The sequence below is a fragment of the Nocardia sp. NRRL WC-3656 genome, assembly GCF_000720265.1.
Lineage (GTDB): Bacteria > Actinomycetota > Actinomycetes > Mycobacteriales > Mycobacteriaceae > Nocardia > Nocardia nova.
Genome location: NZ_JOJF01000043.1, coordinates 23,062 through 41,764, shown reverse-complemented (window position 1 = coordinate 41,764; position 18,703 = coordinate 23,062). Strand labels below are relative to the sequence as shown.

20 protein-coding genes are annotated in these 18,703 nt (G+C 67.7%); 9 read left to right on the top strand and 11 right to left on the bottom strand.

The annotated features are described in order from the left end of the window. The first annotated feature begins 18 nt into the window (after positions 1-18). On the top strand, positions 19-585 hold the full coding sequence (locus tag IG65_RS0131930) for a VOC family protein (protein WP_030518671.1): 567 nt from the start codon (positions 19-21) through the stop codon (positions 583-585). Between the two features lie 46 nt (positions 586-631). Further along, positions 632-1,270, top strand: a complete 639-nt coding sequence (locus tag IG65_RS0131925) for a carboxymuconolactone decarboxylase family protein (RefSeq protein WP_030518670.1) — start codon at positions 632-634, stop codon at positions 1,268-1,270. A gap of 68 nt (positions 1,271-1,338) precedes the next feature. Here IG65_RS0131925 and IG65_RS0131920 read toward each other — a convergent pair whose 3' ends face one another. The 5 genes from IG65_RS0131920 to IG65_RS0131900 all read right to left on the bottom strand — a co-directional run bounded on the left by IG65_RS0131920 (position 1,339) and on the right by IG65_RS0131900 (position 5,038). Then, complete coding sequence (locus IG65_RS0131920) at positions 1,339-2,433, bottom strand: nitronate monooxygenase family protein (RefSeq protein WP_030518669.1); 1,095 nt, start codon at positions 2,431-2,433, stop codon at positions 1,339-1,341. Beyond that, on the bottom strand, positions 2,430-3,188 hold the full coding sequence (locus tag IG65_RS0131915; RefSeq protein WP_030518668.1) for a CoA-transferase subunit beta: 759 nt from the start codon (positions 3,186-3,188) through the stop codon (positions 2,430-2,432). Before IG65_RS0131915 ends, IG65_RS0131920 begins: the two co-directional genes overlap by 4 nt. Then, entirely contained in the window at positions 3,185-3,322 is a 138-nt protein-coding gene (locus tag IG65_RS38180; protein ID WP_156055886.1) for a hypothetical protein, read from the bottom strand. The genes IG65_RS0131915 and IG65_RS38180 overlap by 4 nt, the downstream gene beginning before the upstream one ends. Next, on the bottom strand, positions 3,319-4,200 hold the full coding sequence (locus IG65_RS0131905; protein WP_030518667.1) for a CoA transferase subunit A: 882 nt from the start codon (positions 4,198-4,200) through the stop codon (positions 3,319-3,321). The genes IG65_RS38180 and IG65_RS0131905 overlap by 4 nt, the downstream gene beginning before the upstream one ends. 73 nt (positions 4,201-4,273) lie before the next feature. Then, the gene (locus tag IG65_RS0131900) at positions 4,274-5,038 is read right to left on the bottom strand and encodes an enoyl-CoA hydratase family protein (RefSeq protein ID WP_030518666.1); all 765 of its coding nucleotides are present in this window, start codon (positions 5,036-5,038) and stop codon (positions 4,274-4,276) included. Between the two features lie 50 nt (positions 5,039-5,088). On the opposite strand from IG65_RS0131900, the gene IG65_RS0131895 reads away from it, so the two are divergent. Beyond that, positions 5,089-5,883 (top strand): SDR family oxidoreductase, encoded by a 795-nt coding sequence (locus tag IG65_RS0131895; RefSeq protein ID WP_369801631.1) that lies wholly within the window; start codon positions 5,089-5,091, stop codon positions 5,881-5,883. A gap of 76 nt (positions 5,884-5,959) precedes the next feature. Then, complete coding sequence (locus IG65_RS0131890) at positions 5,960-6,877, top strand: SDR family oxidoreductase (protein WP_030518664.1); 918 nt, start codon at positions 5,960-5,962, stop codon at positions 6,875-6,877. 415 nt (positions 6,878-7,292) lie between these two features. On the opposite strand, the gene IG65_RS36295 is transcribed toward IG65_RS0131890, so the two are convergent. After that, a complete protein-coding gene (locus tag IG65_RS36295) occupies positions 7,293-7,964 on the bottom strand; it encodes a hypothetical protein (protein ID WP_156055885.1) in 672 nt (223 codons plus the stop codon). Between the two features lie 365 nt (positions 7,965-8,329). On the opposite strand from IG65_RS36295, the gene IG65_RS0131875 reads away from it, so the two are divergent. From IG65_RS0131875 to IG65_RS35360, 4 genes are all read left to right on the top strand, one after another. Continuing rightward, a complete protein-coding gene (locus IG65_RS0131875) occupies positions 8,330-8,842 on the top strand; it encodes an ImmA/IrrE family metallo-endopeptidase (protein WP_051757279.1) in 513 nt (170 codons plus the stop codon). Positions 8,843-8,887: 45 nt separating this feature from the next. After that, positions 8,888-9,643, top strand: a complete 756-nt coding sequence (locus IG65_RS35365; protein ID WP_231509566.1) for a hypothetical protein — start codon at positions 8,888-8,890, stop codon at positions 9,641-9,643. Between the two features lie 1,184 nt (positions 9,644-10,827). Next, positions 10,828-11,334 carry an ImmA/IrrE family metallo-endopeptidase gene (locus IG65_RS0131865; protein ID WP_231509565.1) on the top strand — a complete coding sequence of 169 codons (507 nt, stop codon included), beginning with the start codon at positions 10,828-10,830 and terminating at the stop codon, positions 11,332-11,334. Between the two features lie 112 nt (positions 11,335-11,446). Then, the gene (locus IG65_RS35360; protein WP_231509564.1) at positions 11,447-12,190 is read left to right on the top strand and encodes a hypothetical protein; all 744 of its coding nucleotides are present in this window, start codon (positions 11,447-11,449) and stop codon (positions 12,188-12,190) included. Between the two features lie 357 nt (positions 12,191-12,547). On the opposite strand, the gene IG65_RS0131855 is transcribed toward IG65_RS35360, so the two are convergent. Together IG65_RS0131855 and IG65_RS0131850 are read right to left on the bottom strand one after the other, a co-directional pair. After that, positions 12,548-12,964, bottom strand: a complete 417-nt coding sequence (locus IG65_RS0131855; RefSeq protein WP_014348820.1) for a helix-turn-helix domain-containing protein — start codon at positions 12,962-12,964, stop codon at positions 12,548-12,550. Between the two features lie 358 nt (positions 12,965-13,322). After that, on the bottom strand, positions 13,323-14,489 hold the full coding sequence (locus IG65_RS0131850) for a steroid 3-ketoacyl-CoA thiolase (protein ID WP_030518660.1): 1,167 nt from the start codon (positions 14,487-14,489) through the stop codon (positions 13,323-13,325). A 213-nt stretch (positions 14,490-14,702) separates the two neighbouring features. Here IG65_RS0131850 and IG65_RS0131845 point away from each other — a divergent pair, with 213 nt between their 5' ends. Then, positions 14,703-15,887 (top strand): cytochrome P450, encoded by a 1,185-nt coding sequence (locus IG65_RS0131845; RefSeq protein WP_051757275.1) that lies wholly within the window; start codon positions 14,703-14,705, stop codon positions 15,885-15,887. Positions 15,888-15,973: 86 nt separating this feature from the next. Here the strand turns inward: IG65_RS0131845 and IG65_RS0131840 are convergent, their stop codons facing one another. The 3 genes from IG65_RS0131840 to IG65_RS0131830 all read right to left on the bottom strand — a co-directional run bounded on the left by IG65_RS0131840 (position 15,974) and on the right by IG65_RS0131830 (position 18,697). Continuing rightward, a complete protein-coding gene (locus IG65_RS0131840) occupies positions 15,974-16,396 on the bottom strand; it encodes a nuclear transport factor 2 family protein (RefSeq protein ID WP_030518658.1) in 423 nt (140 codons plus the stop codon). A gap of 103 nt (positions 16,397-16,499) precedes the next feature. Then, positions 16,500-17,666, bottom strand: coding sequence for a thiolase domain-containing protein (locus IG65_RS0131835; protein ID WP_030518657.1), 1,167 nt, complete (start codon positions 17,664-17,666; stop codon positions 16,500-16,502). Beyond that, positions 17,663-18,697: a thiolase domain-containing protein gene (locus IG65_RS0131830; protein WP_030518656.1), complete on the bottom strand. Its 1,035-nt coding sequence runs from the start codon at positions 18,695-18,697 to the stop codon at positions 17,663-17,665. Before IG65_RS0131830 ends, IG65_RS0131835 begins: the two co-directional genes overlap by 4 nt. Positions 18,698-18,703 lie beyond the last annotated feature (6 nt).

Below are 18,703 nucleotides of genomic sequence, written 5' to 3'. Positions count from 1 at the left end.
CACAGCGGAAGGATTGCAATGAGCGCCGCCAACCCGAAATACGAACTACGCGGAATCAACCATCTCGCCCTGGTGTGTTCCGATATGCGCCGGACGATCGAGTTCTACTCCGGCACCCTGGGCATGCCGTTGATCAAAACCATCGAGCTCCCGCACAACCTCGGTCAGCACTTCTTCTTCGACTGCGGCGGCGGCAACACCATCGCCTTCTTCTGGCTCGCCGATGCGCCCGATGCCACCCCCGGACTGGCCGCGCCCAAAGGACTTCCGGACGAGGGGGAGTTGGTGAGCGGAGTGGGCTCGATGAACCATGTGGCGTTCGCCGTGCCGCCGGAACTGTTCGACGACTACTACCAGCGGGTGCAGGCCGAGGGCATCAAGGTCAGCCGGGTCCTCAATCACGACGACAGCCCCGCGGGAGTCTCCCGCGATGTGCACCCCGGAACCTTCGTGCGGTCGTTCTATTTCCAGGACCCGGACGGCGTACTGCTCGAATTCTCCTGCTGGACCAGAACTTTCACCGAGGCCGATGTCTCGCACGAGCCGAAGACCGCCGCCGATCGCCGCGCCGCCGCCGAACTCTGATCCCGATCCACCCTCCGCGAAACCGCACTACCGAGAGGTTCGAAACATGCCCCGCCTGCGTGAAGTCCCGCGCGCCGAAGTTACCGACGAGCGGATCCTGTTCTATTATGACCGGCTGTTCGGACCCGACCGCGATCCGGCCGTCGACCACGGCACCGTCCACGCCACCCCCGGCGACTGGTGGACCGTCTTCGCGCAGTCACCGGAGGTGTTCCGGCACGCGGTCCGGGGCTTCGCCGTCTACCGCAACTCCCGCCTCGATCCGTTGCTGCGCGAACTGGGACAGTGCCGGGCCGGATACGCGCGCGGCAGTCAGTTCGTGTTCTCCCAGCACTGCAAGCAGATGCGGTCGCTGGGTGCGCCCGAGGAGAAGATCGCGGCCATCCCGTCCTGGCAGATCAGCGACTGTTTCTCCCAACTCGAGCGCGCGATTCTGGCCTACACCGACTGCCTGGTCCACGATGGCGGCCGGGTGCCGGACGAGGTGTTCGCGGTCCTGCGAGCCAACCTCAGCGATCCGGAGATTCTGGAACTGACCTACATCACCGCGCTGTACGACATGCACGCCACGATGTGCCGCGCCCTGCGGCTGGAATTCGACGATCGCCCGGAACCCGTTGCGGAGGTGCAGATTCCGGAAGGTGTCGAGGTGCGTGATCTGTCGGCCGACCTGTCGGGGGAGTAGCGCGAACCGGAAAGGCCGCCCCGCCGGCATCGGCGAGGCGGCCTTTCCTTGCGGCCGAACGTCTTCGGTTACGCCGACGGGCCGGGGGTCGCCTCGGCGCCGTCACGGAGCGCGGCGATCGTGTCGATCCGCGCGATTGCTTCCTCGATGATGCGGTCGATCAGCTCGGCGACCGTGGGCAGATCGTCGATGATGCCGGCGACCTGGCCCGACGCCAGCACACCCGCGTGCGTATTGCCCTCCACCAGGCCGGCTTTCAGCAGCATGGGAGTGTTGGCGGCCATGATCACCTGGGACCAGGTGAGGTCCTTCTGCTTGCGCATGGCAAGGCCGTCCTTGATCATGGTCGACCATTTCATGCCGGTCATACCCTTGAACTTGACGGCGTTCGAGACCGCGGCGACGAGGCCGCGATAGCTGCCCGAATGTTCCAGCTTGTCGACCAGCTCGGTGTTGAGTACGCGGTGCGGCATACCGTCGACCTTCAGCGAGACGACCGTGTCCTGCAGACCGCGCGAAAGGTACTGCTGTTTCACGGAATCCGGCACACTCGAGTCCTGGGTGAGGAGGAACCGGGTACCCATCGCGACGCCCGCCGCGCCGTAGGCCAGGGCGGCGGCCAGACCGCGGCCGTCGAAGAATCCGCCGCCGGCCACGACCGGAATATCGACCGCGTCCAGTACCGAGGGCAACAGCAGCGTGGTAGCCACCGAACCGGTGTGTCCGCCGCCCTCACCGCCCTGCACGATCACCGCGTCCGCGCCCCATGAGGCGACTTTGACCGCATGCTTGGCCGCGCCGATGGACGGCATGACCACGACGCCGTTGTCCTTCAGGCGCGCGATCAGTTCCTTCTTCGGGGCCAGCGCGAACGAGGCGACCTTCACGCCCTCGCGGATCATCAACTCGATCCGATCGGGCGCGTCGGACAGGTCGGCGCGGATGTTCACACCGAAGGGCTTGTCGGTCTTGGCCTTCGTCTTGGCGATCGCGACCTCGAGTTCCTCGAGCGTCATCGTCGCCGAGGCCAGGATGCCCAGGCCGCCGGCGTCGGCGGTCGCGGCGACCAGACCCGGCCCGGCCACCCAGCCCATCCCGGTCTGCACGATCGGATGCTCGATGCCGACCAGCTCGGTCAGCGGAGTCCTCAGCCGGCCGCTCACGAGGCCACTTCCTTTTCCCGGATTCCCTTGGGATCCAGCACCGTCCGAATGATCCGCAGTTCTTCCTCGGTGGGCGTGCGGGTCACCTCGGCGCTGTCCAGTCCGGCCACCTCGAACGCGGTGTTCTCGGCGACCTCGTCGGCGGTGACCCCCGGATGCAGCGACAGCGCCCGCAGGGTGTGGCCGGGACCGCCGAAGTCGAACACGCCCAGATTGCTGATCACCCGATGCAGGTGGTGGAACCGATACGCCGGATTCTCGGGATCGATCTTGTCGTAACCGATTCCGCACACGATATCGACGGTCTCGCAGAACACGCGCTTGCTGTGCTTGGGCATGAAGTAGCTGGTCGCGTGGTTGATGGTGTTACCCGGTGCGCCGCGCACACCGAACATCTGCCGGCTCGGCTGCTGCAGCGCGCCGAAGGCGGACAGATTCTGGTTGCCGTAGCGGTCGATCTGGTTGGCGCCCATGACGACATGGCGCCGCCCGGAAGCCACGACGTCGAACACCTTGCCGAACGGAATCCAGCCCTCGGTGGGAGCCTTGGCGCCCAGCGCGGGGGTTTCGGCGAGCAGCAGGCTCTCACCGTCGGAGATCAGCAGATCCGGTTCGAAGGTCAGCCGCGCCAGCCGGGCCCCGATGGTGGGGGTCGGCGACATCGGGCTGGCCATGATCTCACCCGCGCCGCGGAAGATCTCGGCGCAGGCGACCGCGCACACCTCGGCGCGGGTCACAGTGGTGGTGTCGCTCATCGGCGCTCCTCGGATCGGACGGGGGCCTGGTCGAAACGCACACTCATCACGCCCGGGCGGGTGAACACCACGCGCATCCGGGTGCGACTCGGGTGCTGGTCGCGGTGTGCGGAAGTGGTTGTCTGCTCGCTCATTTCGCCTGCTCCGCCGCGAATTCGGCGACTGCGGAACGATACTCGTCCTCGGTCACGTCCAGATAGCGGGCCTTGAAGGCCGCCCAGGTCTCGGGATCCTTGGCCGCCTCGACGTAGTGGCGCTGGAACTTCTCGTCGCGGCCGTAGCTGCCGGAGAAGGTGAAGTGCGCGCCGTCCGGCGCCTCCACGACGCCGTCGACCATCATGCGATTGAGGATGATCGCCTGGTTCGGAACGGCTTTCACCAGTTCCTCGGTCTCGACCAGCCGATCCACCGACAGGAACCGCCGCTCGGCGGCCAGGCAGTAGAGATCGTCCATGTACGGGTCGACGCCGGTGTATGCGGCGTTGCCGTGCTTGTCGCCGATGTCGAGGTGGACGAACGCGGCGTCCAGGGTCAGCGCCGGCATCGCGACCAGGGTTTCGGTACGGCCGTCGGCATCCGGATACGGCGACCGCACCGTCCGCAGTTCACCGTCCCAGAACGTCAGCACGTCCGACCCCAGCCCGGCGCGGGTGGGCAGGAACGGCAGCCGGGCCGCGGCCGCCTGCAGGCCGGATTTGACCATGCCCTCGTCCATTTCGCGGGAAACCAGCTCACCGCCGGTGCGCGCCTTGGCGAACCAGGGATCGTAGAACGGCGCCGAATCCAGGGATACGAATCCGTAGTAGGCCTTGCGCACCTTGCCGGCCGAGCACAGCAGACCGAGATCCGGCCCGCCGTAGGTCACCACGGTCAGGTCGGTGACGTCCGAGCGCAGCAGCGCCCGCACGAACGCCATCGGCTTACGCCGCGAACCCCAGCCGCCGAGGCCGATGGTCATCCCGCTGCGCAGCTGGGAGACGGCCTCCTCCAACGACATCCGCTTGTCGCGCATGCTCATCGCACCTCCTGTGTCTTGCGGGACACCCGCACCCGGTCGGCCCGATGCGCGGGCTGCGCATTGTGGCTCATCGTGCCTCCTTCTTGGCGGCCAGATCCTCGTCGAACCGCGCCCGGATCTCATCGGCCACACCGGCGAGATTCAGCTCGAAGGTGAAGCCCTGTTCGAAGCGGTAGCTGCGGTGCACATCCTGCAGATCGATGCCGTTGAGCGCGCGCTTGGCGGCCCGGATGACCCGGCCGTCCTTGGCGGCGATGTTCTTCGCGACTTCCAGTGCGGCGGAATCGAGTTCGGCCCGCGGCACCACCTTGTGCACCGAACCGAAGTGGTGCAGCTGCTGCGCGGTGACGGTGGAGGCGGTATAGAACAGCGTGCGCATCATGTGCTGGGGGACCAGCCGGGCCAGGTGGGTGGCCGCACCCAGTGCGCCGCGCTCGACCTCGGGCAGCCCGAAGGTGGCGTCGTCGGAGGCGACGATGACATCGGCATTGCCCACCAGGCCGATGCCGCCGCCGAGGCAGAAGCCGTTCACCGCGGCGATCACCGGCACCGGGCACTCGTAGACCGCGCCGAAGGCGTCGTAGCAGCCGTGGTTGGCGTCGATGAGCGTCTGATGGCCCGGGTTGCGCTGGATCTCCTTGATGTCGACCCCGGCGTTGAAGCCGCGGCCCTCGGCGCGGAGCACGACGACCTTGGTCTCCGGGTCGCGCCCGGCCTCGCGAATCGCATCGGCCACGCCGAACCAGCCCGCGGTGGGCAGTGCGTTGACCGGCGGATAGTCGATCGTGACGACCTCGATACCCGAGGTCTCGGTGTGACGGTTGATCCCCATCGCATGTCCATTCGTTGGCAAAACAAGCAAGTGCTTGGTAGGTTAGCACGGTGGCAATCGAAGTGGACCTGTCCGGATCGGTAGTTCTCGTGACGGGCGGGGTCAGGGGCGTAGGCGCCGGCATCAGCCGGGTATATCTGGACGCCGGCGCGACGGTCGTGGTGTGCGCCCGCCGCCCCGGTGAGGCGGCGATCGAGAGCTCCGGCCGTACCGCCGAATTCCTGCCGTGCGATGTGCGCGACGGCGAGGCGGTGACCGGGCTGATCGAGACGATCGTGCAGCGCCACGGCCGGATCGACCATGTCGTGAACAATGCCGGTGGGGCGCCGTTCGCCCCCGCCGCCACCGCTTCCCGCAATTTCCATGCCAAGATCGTGGAGCTCAATCTGCTTGCCCCCCTGCTGGTTTCGCAGGCGGCCAATGCCGTGATGCAGCAGCAGCCCCAGGGCGGCTCGATCGTGATGATCTCGAGCGTCAGCGGCCATCGTCCCTCGCCCGGGACCGCCGCCTACGGCGCGGCCAAGGCCGGTCTGGACAGTCTGGTGTCCTCGCTGGCGATCGAGTGGGCGCCGAAGGTGCGGGTCAATTCGGTGATCGTCGGGATGGTCGGCACCGAATCCAGCCATCTGCACTACGGCGACGATGCCGGGATCGCGGCCGTGGAGGCGACCGTGCCGCTGGGGCGGCTGGCGACACCTGAGGACATCGGCCGCGTCGCGGTCTTCCTGTCCTCCCCGCTGGCCGGCTACGTCAACGGCGGATCGCTCATCGTGCACGGGGGTGGGGAACGTCCCGCCTTCCTGGACGCGGCGACCGTCAACGACGCGCAACCGGCCGCGCGATAACAGCCGCCACCTGGCGACCGGGCCCCCGCTTCACGACGAAAACCCTTACCGCACCGAGGAAATGAGAGCAGCAGATATGACCGACAACTCCGAGCGGATCTGTGCAGGACGCACCGTGATCGTCACCGGCGCCGGCCGCGGAATCGGCCGGGCCCACGCGTTGGCCTTCGCCGCGGCGGGCGCCAACGTGGTGGTCAACGACCTGGGCGCGGAACTGGACGGCGCCCCCAGCGCCGATTCGCCCGCCGCGCAGGTGGTCGAGGAGATCGTGCAGGCCGGTGGCCGGGCCGTCGTCAACGGTGACGACGTGGCGGACTGGGCCGGTGCGAAGCGGCTGATCGGCCAGGCTGTGGAAACCTTCGGCGGCCTCGATGTGGTGGTGAACAACGCCGGTATCGTGCGCGACCGGATGCTGGTCAATCTGGCCGAGGACGAGTGGGATGCCGTGATCCGCGTCCATCTCAAGGGCCACTTCGCGACCATGCGTCATGCCATCGAGTACTGGCGCGCGGAATCCAAGGCCGGTCGGGCCCGCGACGCCCGCATCATCAACACGAGCTCGGGTGCCGGTCTGCAGGGCAGCGTCGGACAGGGCAACTACGCGGCGGCGAAGGCCGGTATCGCGGCGCTGACCATCACTGCCGCAGCGGAATTCGGGCGCTACGGGGTCACCGTCAACGCCATCGCGCCGTCCGCGCGCACCCGCATGACCGAAACCGTCTTCGCCGATATGATGGCCCGCCCGGACGACGGCTTCGACGCGATGGCGCCGGAAAACGTCTCGCCCCTGGTGGTCTGGCTGGGCAGCCCGGATTCGACCGGTGTCACCGGGCGCATGTTCGAGGTCGAGGGCGGCAAGGTGGCATTGGCCGACGGCTGGCGCCACGGTGTCGCCGAGGACCGCGGTGCACGGTGGCAGCCGTCCGAATTGGGACCGGTGGTGCGCGAGTTGATCGCCAAGGCAACCGATCCCGAGCCGGTCTACGGAGCCTGAGCACCGCAATCCTCACAGCAACGATCCGCGCCGGTGAGATCGCGTCCCGCCGCCTCCTTTCCGCGGCCGCGATCCGCCCGGCGCCGGTCTGTGAATTCCCTTGTGCCCGTGCCTATTACGTCGCCTCTTCGGTTCGCCGATGGTGAGTGGGCGGGGTCACCGCGGCGGCCGATTCCGGTTTCCGCGACGCGACGGGTGATCGGCCTCACATGATCTCGCTGCGCGAGCAAACTGTCGGCAGTTAAGATGGGCCCGCATTCGTTCGGTCCCGGAGGTTTGTAGCGACCGGGGGAGAAATCTGCGCTGAGAAGTTGAGGGAAGGCAAGCGCATGACCATGGGTCGCATCGCGCGCGTTGTTGCGGTAGCCGGATTGATCGGCAGTTGCGGGGTCCTCGGCCCCCTGGTGGCCAACGCTCAACCAGCCACCCCTGCTACCGCCCCGCACCCCTCGCCGACAGCCCCGCACAGCTCCCCCTCCGGCAATCCGAGCGCCGCGCAGCCCGATGCCGCGACGCCCCTTCGAGATTCCGCAGCTCGGCCGAGTGTCACAGCGTCATCGCCCGATGATCCGGCGGGCCGGGTCACCCCGGTGTCGCAGCCCGCGGCCGGGCCCGGCGTGGTGGCACAGCAGGGGCCGTCCGGTTCGGCGGGGCCCACTCCTTCCGACGACGGCCAATACGACGGCCATCTGACCATCCCCGGACGCTCGACCACGTCGTCGACGCCGGCGCCGTCGCAGGTTTCCGCACCGCCGCCGCCCATCACGCCGACTCCGGTTGCCGGTGAAGGCTTCGCGGGTCTGGCGAGCATCCTGGGCACCGGCTCGGCCGCGGTCGGATCGGCGGCCGCGGGTTCGGCCGCGTCCGGCTCCGCGCTGACCGGCTCGGCGTTGGGCGGAACCGGTTCCGCCGCAACGGGTTCGGTGGGCGCGGCCACGGGATCCGCCCTGGCCGGAACCGGCTCCGCGGCCGCCGGTACCGGATCGGCCGCTGCCGCAACGGGTTCGGCGGCTACCGGTTCCGCGCTCGCGACCACCGGATCGGCCGCCGCCGGAACCGGTGCGCTGCTGGCCGGGCTGCTCGGCACGGGCTCCGCCGCCACCGGATCCGCGCTCGCGGGCCTCGCCGGGACAGGTTCCGCCGCAACGGGTTCCGCGCTGGCAACGCTGCTCGGCACCGGCTCCGCGATCACGGGATCGGCTGCCGTGGGGTCGGCCGCCGCGATGTCGCCGTTGCTCCTTCTGCTTCTGCTGCAGCCGGTTCCGCCCCCGCCGGTACCGGCAGCGCCTCCGCTCGCCATCCCGCCGGTGCCGCCGGTTCCCGCCGTCCCCGCGGTGCCGGGTGCGCCTGTCGTCGCCGCACTCCCGGCGCCCGCCGCGGTCCCGCCTGCGGCGCCACCCGCACCACCGGCTCCTGCCCCGGCGGCCCCGGCGCCCGCACTGGCCCAGTCGAATCCAGCCGTGCGTCCTACCGCGGCCAGTAGCGGCCTGCCCGAGGTCAAGACGCTGGCCCGCGGTGTGCGCGGTCGCCGCCGATTTCGACGCCACCACGTTGGAGGAGGTGGTCCTCGCGATCTCCGCCGAACGCGGCCGCCTGATCGAAATCGCCGACGCCCAGCTCGGACCGGGTGTCTGCGGTCAGCGCCGCAGCTATCCGGACAAGGACGTGATCGTGCTGGCCGCCGCCCTGCCCAGCCGCGACCACACCCTCGCGCACGAACTGGGACATGTGGTCTTCGACCACCCGGGTGAACCGACCGCCGAGGTGACGCTCGAGGCCGGCGACGATCTGATCGCCTACATGCTGTCCCAGCGCGCGCATCAGCGGATCGTCGACGACGGGCAGGACGAACAGTACGAGTGGGAGGCCGAAACCTTCGCCGGCATGCTGATGACCCGCCTGCGCGTCTTCAACAACCGCGGCGCCGGTGTCTCGGTGCTCCGATTCGACGAGGCTCTCGGATGACCGAGGGGCGCCTCGGACATCCGACGACAGGCACGGGGTAGACACATGACGTTCTGGTTGACTGCGCTGTTGGTGTGGATGGCGGCCGGCGCCCGCATCGGCCGTGTCCTGGTGAAGCCCGCGACCACCGCCCGGGTGGCGATCGTGATCGCGGTCGCGGCGGTGGCCACCGCGGCCACCCTCGGCATCCCGGAGATCGCGGTCGCGGTGGATCACGCACTGCCGCACGGGATCAACGGCCAGGCCCTGGCCGACCGGCTGGTGGCGGCGACCTGGCTGCTGTTCGCGGTGGCGACGTCGGTGGTCGCGGCCGCCGCCTGGCCGGTGGTCTCGCGCCGGAATCTTCGTCAAATCGCCTGGCTGGTCTACGGTTTCGGCGCGCTCGTCATCGCCGCCACCATCGGGTGGTCGATTCTGTTCGGCTGGGTCATGACCTTGCTCGGCTGCGTCTTCGTCGCCGTGACCGGCCTGCGCAATCTGGACTGGACGGCGCTGGGGCGCGGTATCGCGCTCTACACCGCCGGCACGGTGGTCGCGGGAGTCCTTGCCGCGCTGTCGATTCGGCGACTGGCGATCGGTGAACAACCCGCGCGCCCCGGCGATCCGGGCTGGTTCTGGCCGGCCTGGCAGCTCGCGAGTCTGCTGATCGCGGTCGGTGCGGTGTGGATCGTGATCGAGCTCTGGGTGCGGGCGCGCCTGCTGCTGCGCCAGATTCGGACCCTGCATCACACCATGATCAAGCGCATCCGCTCGGTGACGAGATCGTCGACGCCCGCTGGATCGCACCGCCGGAGGGATTGAGCCCGCGCGGCTGGGTGCAGGCGATCGCCCGCGCCTTCGAGCGCACCGTGTCCGAGCCGAAACCTTCGGGGCCGAAACCGTCAGGGCCGAAACCCGCAGTCGCGTAGCGTCCCGAGCCGGTGTACGGAGCCTGATCGCGGCAACCCGCTCGGCAACGACACACGCCCGCCGGATCGCGCAACGGTGCCTCCTTCCCATCGCCATGATCCGCACGGGTCGATGATTCCGCGCGCCGCGGCGCGACGAGCATTCGGGCTCAACCGATCTCGCTGCGCGAGCGAACTGTCTGAAGTTAGGATGTGCCGCATCGCGAGGTCCCGGCGATGGGTTGTGGCGACCGGGTAGAGATCTGCGCTGAGAACTCGAGGGAAGGCGAGCGCATGACCATGGGGCGGGTAGCGCGCGTTGTTGCGGTCGCCGGAATGATCTGTAGTTGTGCGGTTCTCGGCCCCCAGGTAGCCGCCGCTCACCCAGCTCACAACAATCCGGCTCGGCCGAATCCGGGTCAGCCCCATCCAGGTCAGCCGAATCCGGGTCAGCCGAATCCGGGTCAGCCGAATCCGGGTCAGCCGAATCCGGGTCACGCCCAACCATCCCATCCGCCCGCATCTCAGCCGAACGCCGCAACGGAGCAGGGCTCCGCAGATTCCCGGCCGACTGGTCCCGGTGCCGAAGCACGGCAGCAGCCGGGCGCGTCCGCACCGGGTGCGGGGGGGCCTACTCCGGCAGACGATAACCAGAACCATGGCAATCTTGACGCCCCGGGAGGCGCTACGACCTCTTCGGCGCCGGCTCCCGCAGGGTTGCCCGGACCGGCGGCCCCTGGTTCCCTCCTGGCCTTGCTGACCGGAACGAGCCCCGCCGCAACGGCTTCCGAATCGGCTATTGTGATCGACCCCGGGCCCCCGGTCACCGGACCGGCCGCGATCAGGGCCGCTGCCGCGAGGTCGCCGCTGCTGATTCTCGTACTGCCGCACCGGGTTCGGCGGCGCGGGGTTCCCGCGCGACCGACGCCGGTGCTCCCGACGATGCCGCGGGTCCCCGCCGGTCCCCTGCCTCCGGTCGACGTCGCCGCCCCACCCGCGCCGGCCGCGGTCCCGATCGCACCGACCCCCGCCCCGTCGGCGTCGGCCGCGGCTCCGGCGCCCGCGCCGGCCCAGCCGAATCCCGCCGGGGACCAGATCGTGACCATTGGCAGACCGCCGGAGGTCGAGATTCCGGCGGTCGCCGGCAATGTCGCGGTGTGCGCGGTCGCCGCCGATTTCGACGCCACCACGTTGGAGGAGGTGGTCCTCGCGATCTCCGCCGAACGCGGCCGCCTGATCGAAATCGCCGATGCCCGGCTGGGGCCGGGTGTCTGCGGTCAGCGCCGCAGCTATCCGGACAAGGACGTGATCGTGCTGGCCACGGCCCTGCCCAGCCGCGACCACACCCTCGCGCACGAACTGGGACATGTGGTCTTCGACCACCCGGGTGAACCGGCCGCCGAGGTCATGCTCGAGGCCGGCGACGATCTGATCGCCTACATGTTGTCCCAGCGTGCGCATCAGCAGATCGTCGACGACGGTCGAAACCAGCAGTACGAGTGGGAGGCCGAGACCTTCGCCGGCATGTTGACGACCCGCCTACGCGTATTCGACAACCGTGGTTCCGGCGTCTCGGTGCTCCGATTCGACGAGGCACTCGGATGACCGAGAGGCCCGGAGGCGGCAGCTTGCGTAAACATGTAGGACTGCTCGGTCATCCGCAGAAGGCTCGGATGACGGTGCATGCCGGTCATCCGACGAAAGGGAAGGGTTGGTAATGATGTTCTCGTTGACGGCCCTGTTGGTGTGGATGGCGGCCAGTGCCCGTATCGGCCGCGTCCTGGTGAAGCCCCCGACCACGGCCCGGATGGCGATCGTGATCGCGGTCGCGGCGGTGGGCGCCGCGGCCACACTCGGCGTTCCGGAAACCGCGGTCGCGGTGGACCACTCACGGCCGCAAGGAATCAACGGTCAGGCTCTGGCCGACCGGCTGGTGGTGGCGACCTGGTTGTTGTTCGCGGTGGCCACCTCGGTGGTGGCGGCTGCCGCCTGGCCGGTGGTCTCGCGTCGAAATCTGCGTCAAATCGCTTGGGCGGTATACGGTTTCGGCGCGCTCCTCATCGCCGCCACCATCGGTTGGTCGATCCTGTTCGGCTGGGCCATGACGCTGCTCGGATGTGTCTTCATCGCGGTGACGGGTCTGCGCAATCTGGACTGGACGGCGTTGGGGCGTGGTATCGCGCTCTACACCGCGGGCGCCATGACCACGGGAGTGCTTGCCGCACTGTCGATCCGGCGGCTGACGGTCGGTGCACAACCGGTACCTCCCGGCGAGCCGGGGTGGTTCTGGCCGGGCTGGCAGCTCGCGAGTCTGCTGATCGCGGGCGGCGCGGTATGGATCGTGATCGAGCGGTGGATGCGGGCGCGGCTGCTGCTGCGACAGATACGAGCCCTGCACCGGACCATGATCAAACGTTTTCCCGAGGTGGTTGCGCACGAGCAGACGGTATCCGCTCGGTGACGAGATCGTCGACGCCCGCTGGATCGCACCGCCGGAGGGATTGAGCCCGCGCGGCTGGGTGCAGGCGATCGCCCGCGCCTTCGAGCACGCCGCAACAGAACGGAAATCTGCGGTCGCGCAGGCAGATTGAGTCTTATCCGGCGCGAAGGGGTAATGCCGGCGCCGATACCGGGCGCGTACGGTGCTGTCGGCGCGGCGACCGATTGGGCGGGCGGTCCGATCGCACAGCGCAGGGCCGTATTGCGCAGCGCAGCGTGAATCGCACAGCGCAGACCGAAGCGTCACCGCTTCGGTCTCAGGTCACAAGACAACACAGTGCGGTTCCGAGTGCCGCACTGTGTTGCCTTGTCCGACTTGCTATTCCGTGCCGTCCGGTGGAACCTCGGGCAGACCTTCACTCGCCCGAAGCTTTTCGGCCATCGAGGTCAGGAGGTTCTGCGACTCTTCGGAGAGATCGAACGCCCTGCTCGACAGCCGACGCAGTCCATAGCCCTGCAGCTGGGACAGCAACTCCAGATCATGGTCGATCTTGGCGGCGTAGATGTCGTTGAAGAAGTAGTCCGGTTTGACCTTGAAGAACTTTGCCAGTGCGGCAACCGTCTCATCTGAGGGGTTCGTCCGCTGACCCGACCGCAACTGCGAGAGATACGGTTTCGAGATCGGATGCCCGGAGGCGGTGAGCGCTGCCGCCACCTCGGCATTGGTGTGCGGCTTACGCCCCGGGGGATGCACGGTTTCGAACAGCTTGTTCAGCCGCGCCGCGAAATCAGCCATTGTGAGCCGCCCAATTCCCTTCGCTGTACTAACAGTCGTTATCTCGGATACGTATCATTGATATTAGCGGCTGAGTAACTGAAAACCTACGCCTGATTCAGGATTTCCTTGAAGCTTCCAGGTCGGCCGTCCGGGAACTGTTCAGCGTCGGCGCGTTTGCGGGGCACCGCACCCTCACTGGTCGAGGGGCAGTACGCTCCGGTTCTGGCCCGTCGAACGAGTCTCGTTCAACGGGCCATTGATAACCGGAAGATAGCTGACATCTCATCCTTTTGTCTGTATCGCAGTTTGTGTGGCGTACGACACGTCTCGGACCTGTGAGGATGAACGTTCAACTACGGATGAAATCTGTTCGGTATTACAACCGCTCGATGATTGTTCCGGTCGCAAGTGCGCCACCGGCGCACATGAGGACCATTGCGATCGACTTGTCGGAGCGTTCCAGCTCGTGCAGGGCGGTGGTGATCAACCGCGAGCCGGTGCTGCCGACCGGATGTCCGATCGCGATCGCGCCGCCGTTGACGTTGACCCGGTCCATATCCGGCTTGTGCACCGACGCCCACGACAGCGGGACCGCGGCGAAGGCCTCGTTGATTTCGAAGAGGTCGATATCGGCGATGCTCATGCCCGACTTCTCCAGCAGCCGCGTCGTCGCCTGTACCGGGCCGTCCAGGTGGAACTCCGGCTCGGCGCCGACGAGGCACTGGGTGACGATGCGCGCCCGCGGCTTCAGTCCCGCACGCGCGGCGGCCTGTTCGTCCATGAGCAGCACCGCGGCGGCACCGTCGGAGATCTGCGACGAGGTACCGGCGGTGTGAATTCCGCCCTCCAGCACCGGCTTCAGCTTCGCCAGGCTCTCCCGGGTGGTCTCGCGCAGTCCCTGGTCGCGGTTGACGTCGAGCGTCTCGCCGGTGAGGGTGCCCTCCTTGTCGACCTGCGGCGCGCCGGCGATGGTCAGCACCTCGCGATCGAAGCGCCCCTCCGCCCAGGCCTGCGCGGCCAAACGCTGTGAGCGCACGCCGAATTCGTCGATATCGTCGCGGGTGATGCCGCGCCGCTTGGCGATTCGCTCGGCCGCCTCGAATTGGTTGGGCATATCGATGTCCCAGCTCGCCGGGCGGCGGGGCCCGGCGTTCTCGCCCACGTTCGCGCCCAGCGGGACGTGGCTCATGGATTCGACGCCACAGGCGACGCCGATGTCGATCGCGCCCTGGGCGATCTGCCCGGCGATCAGGTGGTTGGCCTGCTGGGCGGACCCGCACTGGCAGTCGACAGTGGTCGCGCCCACCTGCCAGGGGAGTCCGGCGTGCAGCCATGCGGTGCGGGTGACGTTATTGCCCTGCTCGCCGACCTGCATGACGCAGCCGCCGATGACCTGTTCGACCAATGCCGGATCGAGCTGTGCGCGCTCGAGGACGCCGCGCTGCGCGGCGCCGAGCAGCTCGGCGGCGTGCAGGCCGGCCAGCCAGCCGTTGCGTTTGCCGATCGGGGTGCGCGCGGCCTCGACGATGACGGGGGTGCCCATAACTTCAACCTTTCGAACAGGATCCGTATCAGCACAGAAACTGGAACAAGTTCTGTGGATGTACTGAGGGCGGACTATGGCTTCTTTACTACTGATACCACCTATGCTGCAATGAAGGTAGAACGTGTTTCAGTTAGTCGAAGGAGACAACTGGTGGTTGACACCCATGTAGCTCCGAACCTCCCCGAGGGGTTCGACGCCACAGATCCCGATATGTGGGCCCGCGGCATTCCCGTCGAAGAGTTCGCGGAGCTGCGCCGGGCCGCGCCGATCTGGTGGAACCCGCAGTCTCCGGAGGTCGGAGGGTTCCACGACGACGGCTTCTGGGTCGTGTCCAAGCACGCCGATGTCAAGGAGGTCTCGCGGCGCGACGATTTCTCCACCTACGAGAACACCGCGATTCCCCGCTTCAACGACGACATCCCGCGCGAGGCCATCGAGCTGCAGCGCCACATCCTGATCAACAAGGATGCGCCCGAACACACCAAACTGCGCAAGCTGATTTCCAAGGGCTTCACCCCGCGCGCGATCAACGGGCTGCGCGCGGAGCTGTCCGCTCGCGCCAAATCGATCGTCGACGCGGCCGCGGCCAGCGGCGCCGGCGACTTCGTCACCCAGGTGGCCTGTGAGCTGCCGCTGCAGGCGATCGCCGAACTGATCGGCGTCCCCCAGGAAGACCGGATGAAGGTCTTCCAGTGGTCCAACGAGATGACCGGCTACGACGATCCGGACACCGATGCCGACCCGGCCGCCTCGTCGATGGAGATCCTCGGCTACGCCTGGCAGATGGCGGAGGCCCGCAAGGCGGAACCGGCCAACGACATCGTCACCGCTCTGGTCAACGCCGATATCGACGGTGAGGCGCTGACCTCCGAGGAGTTCGGCTTCTTCGTCATCCTGCTGGCGGTCGCCGGAAACGAGACCACCCGCAACGCCATCACCCACGGCATGATCGCGTTCCTGGAGAACCCGGAGCAGTGGGAGCTCTACAAGCGCGAGCGGCCGGCCACCGCCGCCGACGAGATCATCCGCTGGGCCACGCCGGTGAGCTCGTTCCAGCGGACCGCGCTGGTCGACACCGAACTGTCCGGGGTGCAGATCAAGAAGGGCCAGCGTGTCCTGCTGATGTACCGCTCGGCCAATTTCGACGAGGAGGTGTTCGAGAATCCGTACACCTTCGACATCACTCGCGATCCGAATCCGCACCTGTCCTTCGGTGGTACCGGCGCTCACTTCTGCATCGGCGCCAACCTGGCCCGCCTGGAGATCGACCTGATCTTCAATGCCATCGCCGACCATCTGCCCGATATCACCAAGCTCGGCGACCCCAAGCGCCTGACCTCGGGCTGGCTCAACGGCATCAAGGAATTCCAGGTCGACTACAAGACCAAGGCCTGATTCGCACCCTGAAACACGGACAGGGCGGGCACCCGATGGGTGCCCGCCCTGTTGTTCGTGCGGCCCACGTTTCGTGCCGCACTGCCTCACTGCTTGCGCATGGTCCCCATCGCGCGATCGGTTTCCCAGAACGCACGCAGTGCCACGATCTTCCCGGCGTCGTCGACCTTGTAGGTGAAGACGCCCTCGGCGTCGATGACGTGTCCGCCCAGCTGGGTGCGGATCAGCCCGGTGAAGGCCACCTCGCTGCCGCAGGCGAAGGAGTCCCCGAAGAGGAAGTCGATGGATTCGGTGGGGGCGATGGCCTTGTCCCAGAACGCCGCGATGGCCTCGTGGCCGCGGTGGCCCACGCCCTCGGGGTCGAAGACCGAGGGGCCGATCGGATCCTCCACGATGCCGTCGGTGGCGAACAGTGCCAGCCACGCGTCCTTGTCCCGGGCGCGGACCGCGGCCTGTGAGGCCCGTCCGGCGAGGCGTGCCGGATGTTCGGTGGTGGTGGTAGCGGTCATGTCGAACTCCCGGCTCGGCGGTATCGGCGAATTTGCTGATGGAATTGCAAATGTGCTTTCCGCCGGCAATCCGGTCACCCGGAAATGCCGGCGGAATTGCGCGTCACCGTGGTTCCGAGCCCACTACCCACATCGAGAAGTACTGTGATCCGCCACCATAGGCGTGGCCGAGGGCTTTTCGAGCACCCTCGACTTGGTAATCGCCGGCCCGGCCCATTACCTGCTTGGCCGCCTCGGCGAAGCGGATCATGCCGGACGCGCCGATCGGATTGGAACTCAACACGCCGCCCGAGGGGTTGACCGGCAGCTTCCCGCCGATCTCGGTCTCGCGCGCGTCGACCAGCTTCCAGCCCTCGCCCTCGGGGGTGAAGCCCAGGTTCTCCAGCCACATCGGCTCGAACCAGGAGAACGGGACGTAGATCTCGGCCGCGTCGATCTCCTCGAGCGGATTGGTGATCCCGGCCTGCTTCCACAGTGCGGCCGCGGCGTCGCGTCCGGCCTGCGGATTGACCTGGTCGCGGCCGGAGTAGGCCAGCGGTTCGGTGCGCATGGCCGTGCCGTGCACCCACGCGACCTTCTTACCCGACGCCTCGGCAGCCTTCGCCGACTCCTCGTCGCCGATCACGATCGCGCACGCGCCGTCGGAGGACGGGCACGTCTCGTCGAAACGCACCGGATCCCAAAGCATTTGGGACGCGAGTACCGATTCCATGGTGATATCGGGCTGGCGCAGGTGTGCGAACGGATTCTTCGCGCCGTTGCGGCGATCCTTCACCGCGACCATCGCGCCGATGTGCAGGGGAGCGTTGGCCCGGCGGATGTACGCGCGCACGTGCGGTGCGAAGTATCCGCCCGCACCGGCGCCGACCGGCATCGTGAACGGCACCGGATTCGACAGCGCCCACATGGCATTGGATTCGGACTGCTTCTCCCAGCAGATCGCCAGCACCCGGCGGTACACACCGGCCTGCACGTGGTTGGCGGCCACGACGCCGGTCGAACCGCCGACCGAACCCGCCGTGTGCACGCGCAGCAGCGGTTTTCCGGTGGCGCCCAAGGCATCCGCCATGAACAGCTCGGGCATCATCGAGCCCTCGAACAGATCCGGCGCCTTACCGACGATCACCGCGTCGATATCGGCCATCGTCAGATCGGCATCTTCGAGTGCGCGATCGATTGCCTCGCGGCACATACCGGCCATCGAGACATCGGTCCGTTTCGTCACGTGATGGGTTTGTCCCGTGCCGAGTACGGCGGCTTGCTGCGTCATCGTCCTGCCTCCAGGATCGCCACCAAGTTCTGCTGCAACGCCGGACCACTGGTGGCGTGTGCGAGGGCTCGCTCGGCGGTGCCGTTCATGATTTCGTTGGCCGCGTAGCCGATTCGTTCCAGACCTGCGGCGAACATCGGGTTGCCCGCCAGCGCACCACCCGAGGGGTTGATGCGGGTGGACTCGCTCAGCCCGATGGCCTGCTTCAGGATCAGCTGTTCGTGGCTGTAGGTCGCATGCAGTTCGGCGACATCGAATCCGCTCGCATCCCCGCCGAGCACCGCCTTGGCCGCGGCCGCGGTGGAGGGGGAGGTGGTCAGATCGCGGGCGCCGATCATCGGGGTGTCGATGCGATGCGCCATGCCGGTCAGCCACGCCGGCCGCTCGCACAGCTCGCGGGCCTTGTCGCCGCGGGCCAGCACGATCGCGGCGGCGCCGTCGGTGATCGGTGCGATGTCGTGCTCGCGCAGCGGATTCGCGACATACGGTGCGGCGAGGCGCTTCTCGATCTCGGCGTCGTCGGCGGCCGAGACCGCGGCCATATCGCGTTCGGTCCAGTTCCCGGCGTCGAGTCCGGCCCGGGCCTGCAGTCCGGCCACCGAAACCGCATCCGGCCACAGCGGGGCGACCAGGTACGGATCCATCTGCATCGTCAGCACCTGCCGCAGCGTGCCGGCCGAAGGCTTGCCGAAGCCGTAGACCAGGGCGGTTTCGGCCTGTCCGGAGCGCAGCTTCACCCACGCCTCGTACAGCGCCCAGGCGGCGTCCATTTCGACGTGCGATTCGTTGATCGGCGGCACGGCGCCGATCGCATCGATCGCGGAGATGAACGAGAAGGCCCGTCCGGCAAGGTAATCGGAGGAACCCGAGCACCAGAAGTCGATATCGGACACCCCGATGCCGAGCTTGTCGTAGAGCTGCCGGAAGCACGGGACCAGCATTTCGACACCGTTGGTGGTGCCGTAGGTTTCACGGACATGCGGGGCGTGGGCGAAGCCCACCACCGCGATATCTGTTGCGTTGTCGCTCAAGGTGTT

Excerpts from the sequence above, each read along its gene's own strand:
- IG65_RS0131845 (WP_051757275.1), top strand. The coding sequence starts at position 14,703 with ATGTGGGCCCGCGGCATTCCCGTCGAAGAGTTCGCGGAGCTGCGCCGG.
- IG65_RS0131840 (WP_030518658.1), bottom strand. The coding sequence starts at position 16,396 with ATGACCGCTACCACCACCACCGAACATCCGGCACGCCTCGCCGGACGG.
- IG65_RS0131855 (WP_014348820.1), bottom strand. The coding sequence starts at position 12,964 with ATGGCTGATTTCGCGGCGCGGCTGAACAAGCTGTTCGAAACCGTGCAT.
- IG65_RS38180 (WP_156055886.1), bottom strand. The coding sequence starts at position 3,322 with ATGAGCGAGCAGACAACCACTTCCGCACACCGCGACCAGCACCCGAGT.
- IG65_RS0131915 (WP_030518668.1), bottom strand. The coding sequence starts at position 3,188 with ATGAGCGACACCACCACTGTGACCCGCGCCGAGGTGTGCGCGGTCGCC.
- IG65_RS0131835 (WP_030518657.1), bottom strand. The coding sequence starts at position 17,666 with ATGACGCAGCAAGCCGCCGTACTCGGCACGGGACAAACCCATCACGTG.
- IG65_RS0131900 (WP_030518666.1), bottom strand. The coding sequence starts at position 5,038 with ATGGGGATCAACCGTCACACCGAGACCTCGGGTATCGAGGTCGTCACG.
- IG65_RS0131890 (WP_030518664.1), top strand. The coding sequence starts at position 5,960 with ATGACCGACAACTCCGAGCGGATCTGTGCAGGACGCACCGTGATCGTC.
- IG65_RS0131905 (WP_030518667.1), bottom strand. The coding sequence starts at position 4,200 with ATGCGCGACAAGCGGATGTCGTTGGAGGAGGCCGTCTCCCAGCTGCGC.
- IG65_RS0131925 (WP_030518670.1), top strand. The coding sequence starts at position 632 with ATGCCCCGCCTGCGTGAAGTCCCGCGCGCCGAAGTTACCGACGAGCGG.
- IG65_RS35360 (WP_231509564.1), top strand. The coding sequence starts at position 11,447 with ATGATGTTCTCGTTGACGGCCCTGTTGGTGTGGATGGCGGCCAGTGCC.
- IG65_RS35365 (WP_231509566.1), top strand. The coding sequence starts at position 8,888 with ATGACGTTCTGGTTGACTGCGCTGTTGGTGTGGATGGCGGCCGGCGCC.
- IG65_RS0131850 (WP_030518660.1), bottom strand. The coding sequence starts at position 14,489 with ATGGGCACCCCCGTCATCGTCGAGGCCGCGCGCACCCCGATCGGCAAA.
- IG65_RS0131930 (WP_030518671.1), top strand. The coding sequence starts at position 19 with ATGAGCGCCGCCAACCCGAAATACGAACTACGCGGAATCAACCATCTC.